This window comes from Streptomyces sp. NPDC005820, assembly GCF_040630255.1.
Classification (GTDB): Bacteria; Actinomycetota; Actinomycetes; order Streptomycetales; family Streptomycetaceae; genus Streptomyces.
The window spans coordinates 1-1,275 of record NZ_JBEXXE010000135.1; the positions used below are offsets into that span (position 1 = coordinate 1).

The following is a 1,275-nucleotide window of genomic DNA, read 5'->3' on the forward strand; positions in this document are numbered from 1 at the left end:
ATGTGGCATTCGTCGCCGCCCGAGGCGTAGTCGCCGAAGTAGTCGACCACGTCCTCCGGCCACTGGTTGGCCTCGGCCAGGATCACCGTGTCCGGATACATCGCGTCGATCTCGCGGCGCACCCGCTTGAGGAACGTGTGCGTGGCGGGCAGGTTCTCGCAGTTGGTGTCCTCGGCCGCGTACAGGTACGGCACCGCGTCCAGCCGGAACCCGTCGATGCCGAGGTCCAGCCAGAACCGGAGAGCGGCCAGGATCTCCTCCTGCACGGCCGGGTTCTCGTAGTTGAGGTCCGGCTGGTGGGAGAAGAAGCGGTGGAAGAAGTACTGCTTGCGGACGGGGTCGAAGGTCCAGTTGGAGACCTCGGTGTCGACGAAGATGATGCGTGCGTCGGCGTACTGCTTGTCGTCGTCGGCCCACATGTAGTAGTCGCCGTAGGGCCCGTCGGGGTCCTTCCTCGACTCCTGGAACCACGGGTGCTGATCGCTCGTGTGGTTCATGACGAAGTCGATGATCACCCGCATACCGCGTTGATGCGCGTGGTCGACGAATTCCACGAAGTCGGCGAGGTCACCGAATTCGGGGAGCACGGAGGTGTAGTCGGAGACGTCGTATCCGCCGTCGCGGAGCGGGGACTTGAAGAAGGGCGGGAGCCAGAGGCAGTCGACGCCGAGCCACTGGAGATAGTCGAGTCTGGCGGTGAGACCTTTGAGGTCGCCGACGCCGTCGCCGTCGCTGTCCTGGAAGGAGCGGACGAGGACCTCGTAGAAGACGGCGCGTTTGAACCAGTCGGGGTCGCGGTCCTTGGCGGGGGTGTCCTCGAACGTGTCCGGAACAGGTGAGTTGACGGTCATGGCGGTCTGAGGCCTCCGATCTGCGGTGCGGATCACCGGACGTGGAACACGTGGGCCGGCCTCGTGCCGGGCTCCAGGCGCACGTAGTTGTGCCGGCCCCAGGCGTAGGACTCACCCGTCAGCTCGTCGTGCACCGACAGGAACGCCTGGTCGTCCAGGCCCAGTTGCGGCAGGTCCAGCGAGACCGTGGCCTCCTGCGTGTGGTGGGGGTCCAGGTTGACCACGACGATCACCGTGTCCGCCCCGGTGCGCTTGCTGTAGACGAGGACGGACTCGTTGTCCGCGTCGTGGAAGCGCAGGTTCCTGAGGTGGTGGAGCGCCGGGTGGCTCCGCCGGATGGCGTTGAGGCGGGTGATGAGGGGGGCGAGGGTGTCCGGGGTGTCCCAGTCGCGTGTCCTGAGCTGGTACTTCTCGGAGTCGAGGT

2 protein-coding genes are annotated in these 1,275 nt (G+C 66.0%); both read right to left on the reverse strand.

The features are described 5' to 3' along the window. The coding region (locus ABZ464_RS52075) for an alpha-amylase family glycosyl hydrolase (RefSeq protein ID WP_359290071.1) at positions 1 to 851 on the reverse strand (851 nt) is incomplete at its 3' end. A 32-nt stretch (positions 852 to 883) separates the two neighbouring features. Further along, a partial coding sequence (locus ABZ464_RS52080) for an alpha-glucosidase C-terminal domain-containing protein (RefSeq protein WP_359290073.1) occupies positions 884 to 1,275 on the reverse strand: 392 nt, incomplete at its 5' end.